The organism is Aquabacterium sp., from assembly GCF_035476535.1.
Classification (GTDB): Bacteria; Pseudomonadota; Gammaproteobacteria; order Burkholderiales; family Burkholderiaceae_C; genus Pseudaquabacterium.
Genome location: NZ_DATILJ010000294.1, coordinates 1 through 16,335, shown reverse-complemented (window position 1 = coordinate 16,335; position 16,335 = coordinate 1). Strand labels below are relative to the sequence as shown.

Sequence of the window (16,335 nt, the reverse complement as noted above, 5' to 3'; positions counted from 1 at the left end):
ATGGCCGGCGCAGGTGGCGGGTTGGCGATCTGCACCTCCGGCGGCGGCACGAAAGACGGCGGCGGAGGCGCGGTCTTCGGCGGCGGCGGCAGGTTTTCCGGCGGTGGTGGAGGCGGTGGTTTCACCTCCTCGATGATCTTGGTCTCGATCGGCCCCTTGACGACTTCGACGATTTTGCGTGCCAGGCCGTTCAGCAGTGCCCATCCCAAAATGATGTGCAGTATGACGACCACGATAAACCCGGTCAGGTGTTTGCCCGGGTTGCGTTGCTGTTGAGCGTAATCCACTCGATAACCTCCAGACGGCCCGTCGTTTTGACGTCGGGTCTCTGTGACTTTTGTACGAAGTGCGGCCTTGTGGGCCGCCCGCAGCTCTCTCCACTGCGAAGGGGGGGAATATAGCGTGAAAGAACTGGCTGTTCGCTTGGTGCAACACCTTAATGGATCAATCGGGTTACCAACGCGTTCTTGCTTGAAGTTTCACTGGAAATCGGATAGGCGGTTCGGTTATTCATGGGTGAATTGATGCACGCGGCGTGCCAGCCGAGGGCCTCGACCGTGCACCGCTTTGGCGCTGGCGTGTGCCTGCGCCGAAACTGGTGTACGCCACGCACTGCAGCCGGGCACCGCACGGAGCAATCGACGTGCCGCCTCGCGCCATCAATCCGAAGTCATCCCTTCGATGCAGCCGTCCAGCGGTCGCGCAATTCGCGCTTGAGGATCTTGCCGATCGCGCTGCGCGGCAGTTCATCGATCAGGCGCAAGGCGCTCAGGCGCTGCGTCTTGCCGACCTGCTCGTTGACCCAGTCCTGAATTTCCCGAATGGCCGACGCGCTGTCCGTGCCGCCGGCGCGGACCACGACAAACGCCACCGGCGTTTCGCCCCATTCGACCGAGGGCACGCCGATCACCGCCGCGTCGGCCACCGCAGGGTGCCGGCGCAGCACGGCTTCCAGGTCGCTGGGGTAGATGTTGAAGCCACCGCTGATGATCATGTCCTTGCGACGGTCGTGCAGGATCAGGAAGCCGTCTTCGTCGAAGCGGCCGACATCGCCGGTGCGGATGTAGCGCTGGCCTTCTTTGTTGAACCACTCCGCCTCGGCGGTCTTGCCGGGCTGGTTGTGGTAGCCGCTCATCATGCCGCTGGAGCGGCCGACGACCTCGCCGCTTTCGCCGCGGAGCACCTCACGGCCTTCTTCGTCGATCAGCCGGATGTCATGGCCTTCGGCCGGTTGGCCGACGGTGTGCAGCTTGTTCGGGAACAGGTGCGCCTGCAGGATGCAGGTGCCGCCACCTTCGGTCATGCCGTAGTACTCCACCAGCGCGCCGGGCCAGCGGGCCAGCACCTCGGTCTTCAGCGCGGGATGAAACGGGGCGCTGGTGCAGAACTTGGAGCGGAAGGACGACAGGTCGTACTGCCCGAACTCGGGCCTCGCCATCAGCCGCTGGTACTGCACCGGCACCAGCATCGTGTGCGTGGCGCGGTGCTGCTGCGCCAGCGCCAGGTAGCGCAGGGCATCGAACTTCGCCATCAGCACCAGCGTGCCGCCATGGGCCAGCGTCGGGATCACCGCCACCAGCGTGGTGTTCGAATACAGCGGCGTGGCTATCAGCGTGACCGTGTCGGGGCCGTAGCCCGACACCGCGGCGCGCTGGATGTGCGACCAGCGCATCGCATGCGACTGCACGATGCCCTTTGGCGTGCCGGTCGTGCCCGAGGAATAGATCAGGTTGAAGGCCCAGGCCGGATCGATGGCCACCGGTGTCGGCCGGGCGCCTTCCGGCAGCAACCAGTCGGCCAGCGAGCGCTCATCGCCAGCGGTACCGAGCCGAATGCGGCCAAGCGCTTCTGGCAGCACGACCTGCGCGGCGTCCAGGGCCTGCGCCACCGCGGCATCCAGGAAGAACAGCCGGGCGCCGGCATCGGCCACCATGTCGGCCAGCTGGCCTGGTGTCGAACTGGGTGCCAGCGGCGCCACTGCCACGCCGACCCGCAGCGCGCCCAGGAATACAGCCAGGTAGTCGATGCTGCTGCCAGCGCAGATCGCGATGGCATCCTGCGCCTTCAGGCCATCGCGTTGCAGGGTCGCGGCCACGCGGTCGGCCAGCGCATCGAGCTCGGCATAGCGCACGCTGCGCTCGGCATCGTGGATGGCCATCGCATCGGGCCGGGCCCGGGCATGGTCACGCAGCAAGGACGGCAGGTCACGGAAGGGCTCGGTATCGGTGGGCGCGGCGGCAGTGCTCGACATCGTGGGGCGACCTTGCAGTCTGGGTGGGTGGGGCCATTTGATTCTAGGCAGCGGGGCGCGGGCCTGGTGCCTGCAAACTGTCGCGCCGGCGACGCCAGTGGCCACGGCGTCAGTGGACATCGCCCGCTCCGCTAGACTGCCCGCGCGCCACCCCTCGGCGCCGCACTGAGCTCCCCACCATGACCACCCTGACCGAAGCCGCCCTGCTTGAAGCCCTGAAGACCGTCACCGATCCGCACACCGGCAAGGACTATGTGTCGACCCGGCAGCTGAAGAACCTGCGCATCGAGGGCGCCGACGTGTCCTTCGAGCTGACGCTGGGCTATCCGGCGAAGAGCCTGGTGCCGGCGCTGCGCCGCGCGCTGATCGATGCGGCGCGCAGCGTGCCGGGGGTCGGCAATGTCAGCGCCGACATCAGCTCCAAGGTCGTGGCCCATGCCGCGCAGCGCGGCGTGCAGCTGCTGCCCAAGGTCAAGAACATCATCGCGGTGGCCTCCGGCAAGGGCGGCGTCGGCAAGAGCACGACGGCGGTGAATCTGGCGCTGGCGCTGGTCGCCGAAGGGGCCTCGGTCGGCGTGCTCGACGCCGACATCTACGGCCCCAGCCAGCCGATGATGCTGGGTGTCTCGGGCCGGCCCGAGAGCATCGATGGCCAGAACATGGAGCCCAAGGAGGCGCATGGCCTGCAGGTGATGTCGATCGGCTTCCTGGTCGAGCCCGACCAGGCCATGATCTGGCGCGGCCCGATGGCCACGCAGGCGCTGGACCAGTTGCTGCGCCAGACCAACTGGCGCGAACTGGACTACCTGATCATCGACATGCCGCCCGGCACCGGCGACATCCAGCTGACGCTGAGCCAGCGCGTGCCGCTGACCGGCGCGGTGATCGTCACGACGCCGCAGGACATTGCCCTGCTGGACGCAAAAAAGGGCGTTGCGATGTTCGAGAAGGTCGGCGTGCCCATCCTCGGCCTCGTCGAGAACATGGCCGTGTACAGCTGCCCGAACTGCGGCCACACCGAACACATCTTCGGGGCTGACGGCGGCAAGAAGATGGCCGCTGAATACAACATGGACTACCTCGGCGCGCTGCCGCTGACGCGCGCGATCCGCGAGCAGGCCGACTCGGGCAATCCGACCGTCGTGGCCGACCCGGACGGCGAGGTGGCCGCCACCTACAAGCAGATTGCCCGTCAGGTGGCCGTGAAGATCGCCGAGAAGGCCAAGGACTTCAGCGCGAAGTTCCCGACCATCACCGTCAGCAAGAACACCTGAACCTTGGGCTCAGGCCCACGGTGGCGATGAGTCATCGATGACCGCGGCGGCGGCGCGCGGTTCCTCCCCGGTCGGGGACAGGCCAGTGGAGGCGGCCAGAGGTGCGCGGCCCGGATCGGGGGCGGCCGTCGGGCGACCGGGGCCCAGATCCTCGCCGCCCAGCGCATCGATCAGGTCACCGAGCAGCGGTGCGAGTTCGCCGGTGGCAATCGCCGCGTCGGCCTCGAAGGCTTCGTCCTTCTTGGCCTGCCGGCCTTCGAACACGCCGTCCAGGAAGGCCAGCTTCTTGATCTGCAGCGCGTCGGTCAGCACGAAGGAGACGCGGCCCTGCCAGGTCAGGGCCAGCCTCGTCGGCTGTTTGCCCGCTGTCAGGTGGCCGCGGATCTCGTCGATGTCCAGCGCATGGCGGGCGTAGCGCACGGTCGGCTTTTCGCCGTCGGCAGCCTTCAGCTCGCAATCGCGGTCGACGCTGAAGCGCGGCGGCGGCTCGCCGCTGGCCAGCCAGTCGGCCATCGCCGCCGCGGGCGACAGCGCGGTGTTGACCAGTTGCGCCGACAGCCCGGTCAAGGCCTTGCTCAGCTGTGTCAGCACCTCGTCGGCCTTGGCCTGGCTGCCGGCATCGACCATCAGCAGCCGCTCGGCCGGCGCGATCCACACGCGGATCGCCGCGCGTTTGGTGAAGGCCATCGGCAGCAGGTCCAGCTGGGCCTGGTCCTTCAGTTCACGCAGCTGCTTCTTGCCGGGCTTGCGGCCGGTCTGCTGTTCGATCTTTGCGGCCAGCGCCTCGACCTGGCGCTTGATCACCGGACCGGGCAGCACCTTCTGCTCGATCATCAGCATCATCAGCCACTGGCCGTCGATGACCTCGATCAGCGGGCCGTTGGCCACCTCGCGCGGTTCCACCCAGCCGGCCGAGCGCGGCTGCGTGGCGCCGCATTCGGTGAAACGGGCCTGCTGGAGTTTCTCTTCGATGTGCGCCGGGGTGGACGCCCAATCGGGCGCCAGGCGGTAGACCATCAGATTCTTGAACACGGATGCCTCTTGGCCCGCGTCAGCCGGCGGGCGAAAAAGGGCGGATTGTGCCTGCGCGCTGTGGCGCGGGTGCTCGCCCGCAGGCGCTCACCACTTGCTGGTCAGCTTCAACTCCAGGCGGCCACCGCCGCGCGGGCGCAGCGACAACTGGGTCTGGCCGCTCAACTCCAGCCGCATCAGCGCGCCGCGGCGCAGCGATGCCAGCGGATCTTGCGGCTTCAGCACCAGCGAAACCTCCATCACTTGAGGTTGCTGCAAGGCGTCATGCGTCAGCGTTGCCGGCAAGGGTGTCTGCCAGCGCAACTGCGTGGTGGCGCTGGTGTCGATGCTGGCACCGAGCACGACACGCGAGGCGGGCGTCGGCCCGAACGCCGTGCTGGTGGGCGGTGCGGCCCCGGGCCGATCGACGCCCAGGCCCAACTGAACCGAGCCGCTGCGCGACCACATCATGGTGCGCGTGCCCGCCGTGTACTGCGATGCCACCGGCGCCAGTTCGCGCGTCGCCCGGGGCGCGGTGACGTCGACCATCACCGTGTCCACATCGACCGTCAACTCGGGCGCAGTGCGGGGCAAGGTCTCGTCCGCCATCGCTACACAGCACCACAACGCGCCGGTCAGCGCGGTAGTGGAGCGTAGACGGCTGGGCATGCCGCCATACTAGGCCCGCCCTCTTGCAACAGGGGTCAGGCATCTGCTGCAAGTCGTGTCAGACAACACGCACGGCGCCTGCCCAAAGTCACTGGCTGGCCCGCCACCGGGAGGGCGGTGCGGCCGGCGGCAGCTCAGGCGGCCGTGGCCGCGCTGGGCACCGGCGTGCGGATCAGGTGGTCGAAGGCCCCCAGCGCCGCCTTCGCGCCATCGCCGGCGGCGATGATGATCTGCTTGAACGGCACCGTGGTCACATCGCCCGCGGCGAACACACCGGGCAGGCTGGTCTGGCCCTTGGCGTCGACGATGATCTCGCCGTGGCGGCTGAGTTCCAGCGTGCCTTTCAGCCATTCGGTGTTCGGCACCAGGCCGATCTGCACGAACACGCCTTCCAGCGGCACCTGGTGCGCTGTAGCGCTGGCGCGGTCGGTGTAGTGCAGGCCGTTGACCTTCTGCCCGTCGCCGGTGATCTCCGTGGTCAAGGCCCCGGTGTGCACGCTGACGTTCGGCAGGCTCTTCAGCTTGTTCACCAGCACCGCGTCGGCGCGCAGCTGGTCGGCAAACTCCAGCAAGACCACTTGCGAAACGATACCGGCCAGGTCGATGGCCGCCTCGACGCCGGAGTTGCCGCCGCCGATCACCGCGACGCGCTTGCCCTTGAACAGCGGGCCGTCGCAATGCGGGCAGTAGGCGACGCCGCGGTTGCGGTATTCCCGCTCGCCGGGCACGTTCACCTCGCGCCAGCGGGCGCCGGTGGAGAGAATCACGCTGCGGCTCTTCAGCACCGCGCCGCTGGCGAGTTGCACTTGCACCACCTCGCCCGGGATGAGCTTGTCGGCGCGCTGCGCGTTCATCACATCCACCTCGTACTGGCGCACATGCTGCTCCAGCGCATTCGCGAACTTCGGACCCTCGGTTTCGATCACCGAGACGAAGTTCTCGATGCCCAGCGTGTCCAGCGTCTGGCCGCCGAAGCGTTCGGCGACCACGCCGGTGCGGATGCCTTTGCGTGCCGCGTACAGCGCGGCCGCCGCACCGGCCGGGCCGCCGCCGACGACCAGCACGTCGTACACCGGTTTGTCGTTCAAGGCGGCTGCGCTGCGCTGCGCGGCCCCCACGTCCAGCTTGGCCAGGATCTCGGCCACGCCCATACGGCCCTGGCCGAACAGCTGGCCGTTGCGGAACACCGAGGGCACGGCCATGATCTGGCGCTGCGCCACCTCGTCCTGGAACAGTGCGCCGTCGATCGTGACATGGCTGATGCGCGGGTTCAGCGCCGCCATCGTGTTCAGCGCCTGCACCACTTCCGGGCAGTTCTGGCAGGTCAAGGACATGTAGGTCTCGAAGTGGTGTTCCCCTTCGATGGCCTGGATCTGCGCAATGAGTTCCGGCTCCAGCTTGGGCGGATGGCCGCCGACATGCAGCAGCGCCAGCACCAGCGAGGTGAACTCATGGCCCAGCGGGATGCCGGCGAAGCGCACGCGCGCCGGCTCGCCTGCCGCACCAATCGAGAACGACGGCGAACGCTCGGCATCGTCGCGCTCGCTGACGCTGACTTGCGGCGACAGCGATTCGATCTGCTTGAGCAGGGCCAGCAGGTCCTGCGACTTGGGCGTTGCGTCGACCGACGCCACCAGCTCGATCGGCCGGCGCAGCATCGCGAGGTAGGCCTTCAGTTGTGTTTCCAGTCCACTGTCCAGCATGATGTGCTCCAAGCTCAGAGTAAGGCGCCGGCGAAGCCGGGCGTCCCTCAAGCGCCGGCCACCGGCCAGGCGCGTTCCAGCACGGGCCGCGGGTCCGGCTCTGCCGGCCCGCTGGCGCGGCCCCCTTGAGGGGGAAGCGGGCGCTAGCCCGCTTCGGGGGTGGGTCAGATCTTCCCGACGAGATCGAGCGAAGGGGCCAGCGTTTCGGCGCCCGGCGTCCACTTGGCGGGGCAGACTTCGCCCGGATGCGCAGCCACGTACTGGGCGGCCTGCACCTTGCGCAGCAGCTCCTTCGCGTCGCGGCCGATGCCGTTGTCGTGGATCTCCAGCACCTTGATCTGGCCTTCGGGGTTGATCACGAAGGTGCCGCGCAGCGCCAGGCCTTCTTCTTCGATCATCACGCCGAAGTTGCGCGTCAGCGTGCCGGTCGGGTCGGCCACCAGCGGGTAGCTGACCTTGCGGATGGTGTCCGAGCTGTCGTGCCAGGCCTTGTGGGTGAAGTGCGTATCGGTCGAGACGCCGTAGATCTCGACACCCAGCGACTTGAAGGTGTCGTAGTGGTCGGCCAGGTCGCCCAGTTCCGTGGGGCAGACAAAGGTGAAGTCGGCCGGATAGAACACCAGCACCGACCACTTGCCCTTCAGGCTGGCTTCGGTGAGGTCGACGAACTTGCCTTGGTGGTAGGCGGTGGCCTTGAACGGCTTGATGGTGGTGTTGATCAGCGACATGGTGCTTGCTCCTGAGGGGTTGTGGAAACGACGGAGTGAAGCTTAGGTGCGCCGCAGCATTGCGTGGGTTGATTAACGAGATATCAGGGATAGGGATTCTTTATTGACCGCCGGCGACCAGGGAGGGTGGACAGCGTCTTTCGTGCGCTAGTGGATGTGCCGGTCCATCGCGTGCTCGTGCAGTGGATCCAGCGGCACTGGCTGTGTCGGCGCGGCATTCAGCAAATGCGGCACGGCCGCGGGCGGCAGCGGCCGCGACAGGTAGAAGCCCTGGCCGAGTTCGCAGCCCAGATCGCGCAGCTGTTCCTGCTGCGAGCGGGTTTCGATGCCTTCGGCGATGACCCGCTTGCCCAGCGAGGTGCCCAGCAGCACGATGGCGCGGATCACCGCCGCTTCGCTGGAGCCGACGCGCAGGTTGCGCACGAAGGACATGTCGATCTTCAGGCTGTCGATCGGCAGCACCGAGAGGTGGCTCAGCGACGAATAGCCGGTGCCGAAGTCGTCTACCGCCAGGCCCACGCCCAGCTCGCGCAGCTGCCGCAGCGTGCCCAACGCCGAGGCCAGCTGCGTCATCAGGATGTTTTCGGTGAGCTCGATCGTCAGGTGCCGCGGCAGCAGGCCGGTGCGGTTCAGCGCCTCGGTCACGCGGGTCACCAGGCCGCCGCCGGCCACGTCATGGGCGGCCACGTTGACGTGCAGGCTGATCTCGTCGAAGTCCGGATTGGCTCGCTGCCATTGGCGCAGCTGCCGGCAGGCGGTGTCGAGCACGAAATCGGTGAGCTGCACCACCAGGCCGGATTCTTCGGCGATCGGGATGAAGGTGCCCGGGCTCACCGGCCCCAGCGTCGGGTGGTTCCAGCGCGCCAGCGCCTCGAAGCCCTGCAGCCGGCCGGTGGCCAGCTCGAACAGCGGTTGGTAGGCGACCGTCAGCTGGCGCTGCGCCAAAGCGTCGCGCAGGTCGGCCTCCAGCCGCAGGCGATTGGACACTTCGGTGTGCAGCCGCACATCGAACAGCGCGAAGCGGGCCTTGCCATCGACCTTGGCGCGGTACATCGCGATGTCGGCGTCACGCAGCATGTCTTCGGGCGAGCGGTAGCCCATCGAGCTGAAGGTGATGCCGATGCTGGCGCTGGCGGTGACCGCCAGGCCGGCCAGGCCCAGCGGTTCGCGCAGGCATTCGAGCAGGCGTTCTGCCAGCACCACCGCGTCAGCGTCGTCGGCGAGATCGTCGGCCAGGATCGCGAACTCGTCGCCGCCCAGCCGCGCCAGCGTGTCGCGGTGGCGCAGGCAGCGATGCAGGCGGCCGGAAGCGCGCACCAGGAACTCATCGCCCGCCGCGTGGCCCTGGCTGTCGTTGATCAGCTTGAAGCGGTCGAAGTCCAGGAACAGCACGGCGAAGCGGCGTTGCGGGTCGACTTGCGCCGCGGCCAGCGCGGCGCACAGCACTTCGTTGAAGCGCTCGCGGTTGGGCAGGCCGGTGAGCTTGTCGTGGAAGGCGCGGTGACGCAGCTCGTGCTCCGCGCGGCGGCGCGCGCTGATGTCCTGGATCTGCAGGATGAAGCAAGGCTCGTTGGCCCCCGGCTCGGAGAACAGGCTGCTGTTGGCGCTGACCCAGACCTCGCTGCCATCCCGGTGCCGGCAGCACAGCTCCAGGCTCAGCGACTCGGTTTCGCGCGCGGCGACACGCGCCATCTCCTGCCGCAGCAACGCGGCATCGGCAGGGCTCAGCAGGTCGCCGAACAGCTGCGATTCAAGCGCCACGGCCTCGCGACCCAGCAGCGCATGCAGCGCCGGGTTGGCCTGGCGAATGCGGCCGTCGAAGTGCAGCAGCGCCATGCCGATCGAGGCATGCGTGAAGGCGTTGTGGAAGCGCCGCTCGCTCTGCTCCAGTTCACGCAGGTGATGGGCCTTCAGCGCCGCCGCGCGCTCGCGGGCGATGCTGGCGGCCAGCTCGGCCTCGCGCTCGATGGCGTCGGCGGCGGCCTGGCGCACGGCATCGTCGGCCTGCTGCTGCAGCGTGAAGAAGTGCAGCGTGGTGAACAGCAACGCGACGATGGCCACCATCGCCAGCATCACCACCCCGCCCGAGTGCTGTCGTTCGATGAACAGCAGCGCGGCCGTCGCGGCGGTGGCCGCATGGGCGATGCCGGCCCAGCCGAAGCCGCCGACCAGTTCGTCCAGGGCGGGCGCTCGGGCGCGACGCAGGCCTTGCAGCGTGAGCGCCAGCGCGCTGCGCGCGGCGTGGTGGAGGCCGCCGAAGATCATCGCCGCCATCAGCACAGCCGCGGTATGGCCTGTGGGCTGCGGCAGCAACCACTGCAGCAGGCTGCCGCACAGCAGCATGGCAAGCGCGGCGCCCGTGGCTTCGAGCACCGGCGCCGTCCAGTGCTGCTTGCCGCGCCAGCGGGTGCCCAGGACTTCCGCCGCGGCGGCCAGGCCGGCGGCGGCCGGCCCGTGCAGCAGCAACAGCAGCACGGTGAAGATGCTCGCTGCCGAGAAGCTCTGGTCGGTGCGCGACAGGCGGATCGGGAACCGGCTGGCCGCCAGCGCCAGTGCCGTGCCCGCCAGCACCTGCAGTGCGCCAGCCAACGGCAGCCGCAGGCTGACCAGCGTGCCATGCACCCAGGCCGCGCAACCCAGCAGCACCAGCGTGTACCAGGCCAGCGTGGCAAGCCGCCCGCGCCAGGGTGTGGCGGGGGCGCGTGGGCTCGCGGTGCCTGCGGGGTCGGCCATCGGTTGTCCTGGGCAGCAAGGGGCCGACACGGTCGGCAAGCGGGGCGGGCGTGTAGGGGCTTATCGACAGTTCCGGCGTGGACTTGACCCGGTAGCCTGCAGTGCGGCGGTCAGGTGGTGGCGCCCGGTGGGCCGCATCAGCGCAGGGGCGCGAGCAGGCCGTGCAGATCGTCTTCGCTGAACTTCAGGCTCGCGGCACCGTCGTGGCCGAGCACGCTATCGGCCAACACGGTCTTGCGCATCTGCAGGGCCAACAGGCGTTCTTCGATGCTGCCTTCGGCGACCAAGCGGTACACCAGCACCGGCTTGTGCTGGCCGATGCGGTGCGCACGGGCGCTGGCCTGGCGCTCGACGGCCGGGTTCCACCAGGGGTCGAGGTGGATCACGGTGTCGGCGGCGGTCAGGTTCAGGCCGACGCCGCCGGCCTTCAGGCTGGCCAGCAGCAAAGGCACTTCGCCGGCCTGGAAGCGCCGCACCAAGGCGCCGCGCTGCGCGGTGGGCACTTCGCCGGTCAGCGACAGCCAGGGCAGCTGCAGCGCATCCAGTTCGGGCTGCAGCAGGGCCAGCCACTCGGTGAACTGCGAGAACAGCAGCACACGCCGGCCTTCGGCCACCAGCTGCGGCAGCAACTCGCGCAGCCAGGCCAGCTTGGCGCTGTCGGCATCCGTGCCGTCGCTGCGGTTCTTCACCAGGCGCGGGTCGCAGCAGACCTGGCGCAGCTTCAGCAGAGCATCGAGGATGCCGATCTGCGCGCCTTTGAAGCCGATGCGGTCCAGCAGCCGGCGCACCTGCTCGTCGGCGGCGAAGCGCACGCTTTCGTACAGCACCCGCTGGGCGCCTTCCAGCCGCACGCGCTGCAGCTGCTCGGTCAGCGGTGGCAGTTCGGTGGCCACATCGTCCTTGCGCCGGCGCAGGATGAAGGGCCGCACCCGCTGCGCCAGCAGCTCGGCGCGCAGGGTTTCGCCATTGCGTTCGATCGGCGTGCGCCAGCGGCGCTGGAACTGCCGCGCATCGCCCAGGAAGCCGGGCATCAGGAAGTGGAACTGCGCCCACAGCTCGCCGAGGTGGTTCTCGATCGGCGTGCCGGTGAGGCACAGCCGATGCCGCGCGTCGAGCCGGCGGGCCGCGGTGGCCGTGCGGCTGCCAGCGTTTTTGACGACCTGCGCTTCGTCCAGGATCACCAGGTGCCAGTGCTGGCGGCGCAGCAGCCCGTCGTCGCGCCACAGCAGCGGGTAGGCGGTGAGCACGACATCGTGTGCGGCGAAGGCGGCCGCGTCCTTTGTGCGTTGGGAGCCGTGCCAGATCAGCAGCGACAGGTCCGGCGCGACCCGGTCCAGTTCGGCCTGCCAGTTGAAGATCAGCGAGGCCGGCGCCACCACCAGCGCCGGCCGGTCCAGCCGACCGGCCTGCTTCTCCAGCAGCAGGTGGGCCAGCGCCTGCGCGGTTTTGCCCAGGCCCATGTCGTCGGCCAGGATGCCGCCCAGCGACTGCCGCCGCAGGTGCTGCAGCCAGGCCAGGCCTTGCTGCTGGTAGTCGCGCAGCGTGATGCCCAGGCCGTGCGGCGGTGCGACGTCGCGCTCGGGGCCGGCCGCCTGCAGTTGCATCGCCAGCTGCTGCAAGCCCGCGTCACCCTGCATCGCCCAGGCGCCAGCGCTGCCGGGGGCCGCCTGCGCGCTGGTCGCCAGTGTCAGGCGCAGCGTTTCGAGCCGGTGGGCTTCCCACTGCGCGAGCTGCAGCGCGCCGTCGCGGCGGCGGGGCTCGGTCAATAACTCCAACAAGGTGCGGGCGATCGCCTTCAACGGTGCGGCCGGCGCATCGATGTGGCGGCCGGCGGGCGTGCGCAGGCGGATCAGTGCGTCATCGGCGATGGCGTCGATCTGCTCGCGCTGCAGCCAGCGGCGGTCGCGCTTGATCAGGCCGGCGAGCAGCGGCACCAGGTCCAGCGTCTCGCCATCGACCACCACGCCCAGGCTCAACAGCCAGGAGCCCATGCCCGGCGGCGACTGCAGCGCCTGCAGCCGCGGCGCACGCGGACCCGGCGGCGCGGCCAGTTGGTGGGCGTCGCCTTCGCCGCTGACCGGGTTCAGCACCAGCTGCCAGGCCTCGACCTGCACGCTCTGGTGGGCAAAGCCGGGCAGCACGACGATGGACCAGCCTTCTTGCTGCAAGACGGGCAGTTCATCGGCCCAGAAGTCACCGAACTGCGATTCCTGCACCAGCGTCCAGAGCTCGTCGTCGGCGGCCAGCGGCGACGCACCGCGCCACTGCAGCGCCTCGGCCGGCAGCCGGCGCAGGCCGGTGCGCTGCAGGCGCTGCACTGCGGCGGTGTGCGCGGCGGAGTCGGTGGCGGGCCGGGCGCGTCGACCATCCGGCGCCTGCCAGTGCAAGCGCACGACCGTGACCAGCGGACCTCGCGCGCCGAACAGCGGCGTGCGTGCGGGTCGAATCACCGGGCCGCAGGGGCGCAGGCCGAGCAGGCCGTCACCGCGGTGAAGGCTTTGCAGGATCAGCCGGGGCTGCAGCGGTCCGGGTGCGGGCATCGGCCGATTGTCGGCGCGTGCTTCGCGGACGCTCGGACGCGACGGGTGAGGCCGGCGTGGCTGGCGCACTGAGCGTCATCAGGATGTCGGCGTACCAGGCGCAGTTCAGGCCCAGCGCTTCGTCTTCGCGCTCATCGCGGGAGCCGACGTCGAGCCGCGCGGAGTGCACGCCCAGCAGTCGCCAGGGCAGATCGCCCGGTATCGACGACACGTCGCTAACGCGCATCACCACCGGTGCGCCGCTGGTGCCGCGGTGGGTGCGGGCGTCGGTCAGGAAGTAGCCCTCACCCTGGAAGCGCAGTCCGTAGGACGAGGCACTGATGGCCTGGCGCACGACGGGCAGGTGATGCAGCGTGTCGTGAAAGCCCAGCGGGAAGCCGACGATCAGAAGCGAACTGCCGACCTGCACCGGATCGGATCGATCGGCCAGGTCTACCAGGTGCGCCGGCGTGAACGCGCGATAGACCAGCGTGGCCGGCAGGGCCTGGCGTTCCAGCTCGACCAGCGCGACATCGATCTCTCCGGCGTCGTCCGTGCCCTGGCGCCAGATGCTGCGGCCATCGCGGTACAGCGGGATCGAGAAGCCGGTGGATTGAGCGAGATTCTGCGCATCGGTGTGCAGCTCGATCTGCAGCCGATCGGGGAAATGCTTGCTGGGCGTGTCGATCACCACATGGCGGCTGGTCACCAGGAACAGCCGGCCTTCGCGTTCGAAGAAGAAGCCACTGGCATGCGTCAGCAGGCGCTCGCCATCGAAGGTGGAAACGCGTGCGGCGGCCAGCAGCAAGGGCTCAATCACCGGCGTGGGTCGGATGGCCGGTGTGGCGGCCGCGGCTGCGGCGGCGCGGGGTAGTGCGGGCGGCGGCGGGGTGGCATCCATCAGGTCTCCATCGCCGCATCGCACAGCGTCGTGTTCACGATGTGTTCACGATAGCACCGGCGGTGTGAGGACCGGGCTTGGAGCGTTCGGCTGAAAATAAATGCCACGCCAAGTGGTGAAGCGCTGTATCATCAGCGGCTGTAGGTATACACAAGACCGTCGTTCCCGAGGTCTGATGCTGCGACCCTCATCGCTCGATGAGGGGTTCGGTTGAAATTCCCCCCAAGGTGAAGTTCTTGCGTGTCTCTGCACTGCGTCAGCATGTGCTGTTCGCATCACTTTGAAAGGAAATTTCCATGACCACACAAACCGGCACCGTCAAATGGTTCAACGAAGGCAAGGGCTTCGGCTTCATTGCCCAGGACAACGGCGGCAAGGACCTGTTCGCTCACTTCAGCGAAATCCAGGGCGGCGGCTTCAAGACGCTGGCTGAAAACCAGCGTGTGCAGTTCGAAGTCAAGGAAGGCCAAAAGGGCCTGCAGGCAGCGAACATTCGCGTCGTCTGATTCCCCGCTGCGGCAGAATCTGCCGCGGCACCGAAAAACCGCTGCCCTTGGGCCGCGGTTTTTTTTCGTCCACCAATCACTCAACCCGTCAGTCGAGAGGAGATAGCGATGCCCAAGGGACAGCCCAAAAGCAACAAGGAAGCCAAGAAGCCGAAGAAGGACTCGGCCCCGGCCAAGCCGATCTCGCCGTTTGCGGTGACGCCGACCGTGACCACCGTGGTGCCGGACCGCAGCAAGAAGAAGAAATAGCCGAGAGCCGGTTTCGCCAATGGTGCTCTGCGGCTGCTCGGTGCGGGCAGGCATGGCACGCTCGTCACGTCAGTTATCTTGCGGGCTTGCCACTTCGAGTTCCGCCGTGCGATGCATCTTGACTTGAGGCGATGGCTGGCCGCGGCCAGCTTGACTTGCGTATTGTTCTGCGGCCCGACCGGCCCCGCGCTGGCGCAGGACGTCGTCGGCCCGGCCGCCTACCCTGGCCTGCTGCAGGTGGCCGTGAATGCCACCGACCTGGACCACCGCGTGTTCAGCGTGCGGCAGACGCTGCCGGTGGCGTCCGGTCCGTTGACGCTGTTCCTGCCGCGCTGGTTGCCCGGCACCCATTCGCCTTCGGGCGAGGTCACGCGGCTGGCCGGCCTGGTGATGCGCGCGGGCGGCCAGGTGCTGCCCTGGCAGCGTGACCCGCTCGATGCCCATGCCTTCCAGCTCACGGTGCCGGCCGGCGTGCAGGAGTTGGTGGTCGAATTCCAGCACCTGGCCGCGGTGACATCGGCCAACGGGCGCGTGGTGATGACGCCGGAGATGCTGAACCTGCAGTGGCACAACCTGCTGCTCTACCCGGCCGGCCATGCGGCCCGCAACATCCAGGTGCAGGCCAGCCTGAGCCTGCCTGCCGGCTGGCAATCGGGTAGCGCCTTGCGCGCCGAACGCACACAAACCGGCAAGCAAACCGGCAAGCAAACCGGCACACAAGCCGGCCGCGAGGCCGACACCATCACCTTCAAGCCGGTGTCAGTGGAAACACTGGTCGATTCTCCGGTTTTTGCCGGCCGCCACTTCCGACGCATCGCGCTCGAATCGGCCGCTGCCACGCGCCCGGTGGTGCTGAACATCGTGGCTGATACCGAGCAGGCGCTGCAGGCCAGCGAAGCGCAGATCGACGCCCACCGCCGCCTGGTGCAGCAGGCCGACAAGCTGTTCGGTGCCCGTCATTTCCAGAAGTACGACTTCCTGCTGGCGTTGAGCGAAGAGCTCGGCGGCATCGGCCTGGAGCACCACGAGAGCAGCGAGAACGGCGTCGACACCAAGTACTTCGAGGGCTGGGACAAGAGCATCGGCGCGCGCGAACTGCTGGCCCACGAGTACGTGCACTCCTGGAACGGCAAGTACCGCCGACCGGCGGACCTGCTGACGCCGCATTTCAACGTGCCAATGCAGAACTCCTTGCTCTGGGTCTACGAAGGCCAGACCGAGTTCTGGGGCCATGTGCTCGCGGCCCGCGCCGGGCTGAGCAGCCCCGCGCTCGCGCGCGACCGCCTGGCGCAGCACGCCGCGGCCTTCGAGCGGCGCGCCGGCCGGGCCTGGCGCAACCTGCAGGACACCACCCATGACAACCTGATGGGCGCTCGCGGCCGGCCCAAGGACTGGAGCAGCTGGCAGCGCAGCAGCGGCGACTACTACATCGAATCGCTGCTGATCTGGCTGGACGTGGACACGCTGATCCGCGAGAAATCCGGCGGCCAGCGCTCGATGGATGACTTCGCGCGGGCCTTCTATGGCAGCGACGACGGCCAGCTCGGCCCCAGGCCCTACACCTTCGACGAGGTCGTGGCCACGCTGAACGCCGTGCTGGCGCATGACTGGGCCGGCTTCCTGCGCGAGCGGCTCGATGGCCACGCCCGTGGCGCGCCGCTGGACGGCCTGGCGCGCGGTGGCTGGCAGCTGGCCTGGAGCGATGCGCCCAGCGACAACTTCAAGGCCGGCGAGACCCGCGCCAAGGCCAGCGACTTCAGCGATTCGCTGGGCCTGCGCGTGGCCAGCGAC

At 68.5% G+C, this 16,335-nt stretch carries 12 protein-coding genes and 1 pseudogene; 4 read left to right on the top strand and 9 right to left on the bottom strand.

Annotated elements, in window-relative coordinates; translation table 11 throughout:
- Window positions 1-287 (bottom strand): annotated as a pseudogene (locus VLK61_RS28545) (energy transducer TonB); the annotation flags it as partial.
- Between the two features lie 383 nt (window positions 288-670).
- Window positions 671-2,251, bottom strand: a complete 1,581-nt coding sequence (locus VLK61_RS28540; RefSeq protein WP_325426462.1) for a class I adenylate-forming enzyme family protein — start codon at window positions 2,249-2,251, stop codon at window positions 671-673.
- 179 nt (window positions 2,252-2,430) lie between these two features.
- Between VLK61_RS28540 and apbC the strand changes: the two genes are divergently transcribed.
- Window positions 2,431-3,525, top strand: coding sequence for an iron-sulfur cluster carrier protein ApbC (gene apbC / locus VLK61_RS28535; protein WP_325426460.1), 1,095 nt, complete (start codon window positions 2,431-2,433; stop codon window positions 3,523-3,525).
- 9 nt (window positions 3,526-3,534) lie between these two features.
- On the opposite strand, the gene VLK61_RS28530 is transcribed toward apbC, so the two are convergent.
- The 7 genes from VLK61_RS28530 to VLK61_RS28500 form a co-directional block, all read right to left on the bottom strand.
- On the bottom strand, window positions 3,535-4,557 hold the full coding sequence (locus VLK61_RS28530) for a recombination-associated protein RdgC (RefSeq protein WP_325426458.1): 1,023 nt from the start codon (window positions 4,555-4,557) through the stop codon (window positions 3,535-3,537).
- An 87-nt stretch (window positions 4,558-4,644) separates the two neighbouring features.
- A complete protein-coding gene (locus VLK61_RS28525) occupies window positions 4,645-5,205 on the bottom strand; it encodes a hypothetical protein (RefSeq protein WP_325426456.1) in 561 nt (186 codons plus the stop codon).
- A 134-nt stretch (window positions 5,206-5,339) separates the two neighbouring features.
- Window positions 5,340-6,908 (bottom strand): alkyl hydroperoxide reductase subunit F, encoded by a 1,569-nt coding sequence (gene ahpF, locus VLK61_RS28520; RefSeq protein ID WP_325426454.1) that lies wholly within the window; start codon window positions 6,906-6,908, stop codon window positions 5,340-5,342.
- Between the two features lie 164 nt (window positions 6,909-7,072).
- The gene (ahpC, locus tag VLK61_RS28515) at window positions 7,073-7,636 is read right to left on the bottom strand and encodes an alkyl hydroperoxide reductase subunit C (RefSeq protein ID WP_325426452.1); all 564 of its coding nucleotides are present in this window, start codon (window positions 7,634-7,636) and stop codon (window positions 7,073-7,075) included.
- Between the two features lie 147 nt (window positions 7,637-7,783).
- Window positions 7,784-10,369, bottom strand: a complete 2,586-nt coding sequence (locus VLK61_RS28510; RefSeq protein ID WP_325426450.1) for a putative bifunctional diguanylate cyclase/phosphodiesterase — start codon at window positions 10,367-10,369, stop codon at window positions 7,784-7,786.
- A gap of 137 nt (window positions 10,370-10,506) precedes the next feature.
- Window positions 10,507-12,909, bottom strand: coding sequence for a DEAD/DEAH box helicase (locus VLK61_RS28505; RefSeq protein WP_325426448.1), 2,403 nt, complete (start codon window positions 12,907-12,909; stop codon window positions 10,507-10,509).
- Window positions 12,851-13,789, bottom strand: a complete 939-nt coding sequence (locus VLK61_RS28500; RefSeq protein ID WP_325426446.1) for a S1 family peptidase — start codon at window positions 13,787-13,789, stop codon at window positions 12,851-12,853. Before VLK61_RS28500 ends, VLK61_RS28505 begins: the two co-directional genes overlap by 59 nt.
- 296 nt (window positions 13,790-14,085) lie before the next feature.
- Between VLK61_RS28500 and cspE the strand changes: the two genes are divergently transcribed.
- The 3 genes from cspE to VLK61_RS28485 form a co-directional block, all read left to right on the top strand.
- Window positions 14,086-14,295, top strand: a complete 210-nt coding sequence (gene cspE / locus VLK61_RS28495; protein ID WP_325426444.1) for a transcription antiterminator/RNA stability regulator CspE — start codon at window positions 14,086-14,088, stop codon at window positions 14,293-14,295.
- Between the two features lie 108 nt (window positions 14,296-14,403).
- On the top strand, window positions 14,404-14,544 hold the full coding sequence (locus tag VLK61_RS28490) for a hypothetical protein (RefSeq protein ID WP_325426442.1): 141 nt from the start codon (window positions 14,404-14,406) through the stop codon (window positions 14,542-14,544).
- A 123-nt stretch (window positions 14,545-14,667) separates the two neighbouring features.
- Window positions 14,668-16,335, top strand: a 1,668-nt coding sequence (locus VLK61_RS28485) for a M61 family metallopeptidase (RefSeq protein WP_325426440.1), incomplete at its 3' end; no start/stop codon positions are given.

Bases quoted from the DNA above. Each gene is read 5' to 3' on its own strand.
- ahpC (WP_325426452.1), bottom strand. From the start codon at position 7,636: ATGTCGCTGATCAACACCACCATCAAGCCGTTCAAGGCCACCGCCTAC.
- VLK61_RS28505 (WP_325426448.1), bottom strand. From the start codon at position 12,909: ATGCCCGCACCCGGACCGCTGCAGCCCCGGCTGATCCTGCAAAGCCTT.
- VLK61_RS28540 (WP_325426462.1), bottom strand. From the start codon at position 2,251: ATGTCGAGCACTGCCGCCGCGCCCACCGATACCGAGCCCTTCCGTGAC.
- cspE (WP_325426444.1), top strand. From the start codon at position 14,086: ATGACCACACAAACCGGCACCGTCAAATGGTTCAACGAAGGCAAGGGC.
- apbC (WP_325426460.1), top strand. From the start codon at position 2,431: ATGACCACCCTGACCGAAGCCGCCCTGCTTGAAGCCCTGAAGACCGTC.
- VLK61_RS28525 (WP_325426456.1), bottom strand. From the start codon at position 5,205: ATGCCCAGCCGTCTACGCTCCACTACCGCGCTGACCGGCGCGTTGTGG.
- VLK61_RS28500 (WP_325426446.1), bottom strand. From the start codon at position 13,789: ATGGATGCCACCCCGCCGCCGCCCGCACTACCCCGCGCCGCCGCAGCC.
- ahpF (WP_325426454.1), bottom strand. From the start codon at position 6,908: ATGCTGGACAGTGGACTGGAAACACAACTGAAGGCCTACCTCGCGATG.
- VLK61_RS28490 (WP_325426442.1), top strand. From the start codon at position 14,404: ATGCCCAAGGGACAGCCCAAAAGCAACAAGGAAGCCAAGAAGCCGAAG.
- VLK61_RS28510 (WP_325426450.1), bottom strand. From the start codon at position 10,369: ATGGCCGACCCCGCAGGCACCGCGAGCCCACGCGCCCCCGCCACACCC.